Source organism: Robiginitalea sediminis (assembly GCF_002198115.1).
GTDB lineage: Bacteria > Bacteroidota > Bacteroidia > Flavobacteriales > Flavobacteriaceae > Robiginitalea > Robiginitalea sediminis.
The window spans coordinates 1430793-1431078 of record NZ_NGNR01000001.1 but is presented as its reverse complement, the minus strand read 5'-3'; the positions used below and the strand labels follow the sequence as shown (position 1 = coordinate 1431078).

Sequence of the window (286 nt, the reverse complement as noted above, 5' to 3'; positions counted from 1 at the left end):
CCTGGAGGATGGTGGTACTGTAGACCTGTCAGCCTACCTCGACAACTCAGACAACCAGCAAATCACCGACTTCAGCCTGGCCGGGAATATCCTGACCTTGACACTGGAAAATGGTGGCACCCAAACCGTGGACCTGGCCGCCTACATGGACAACACGGATGACCAAGCACTTAGTCTCTCCGGTAACACCCTGACCCTGGAAGACGGAGGAACTGTAGACCTTTCGGCTTTCCTCGATAACACCGACAGTCAGGACCTCAGCCTTTCCGGTACCACCCTCTCTCTT

At 55.2% G+C, this 286-nt stretch carries 1 protein-coding gene; it reads left to right on the top strand.

Translation table 11 applies throughout. The annotated features are described in order from the left end of the window. The coding region (locus CA832_RS15010; RefSeq protein WP_158211890.1) for a hypothetical protein at window positions 1-286 on the top strand (286 nt) is incomplete at both ends.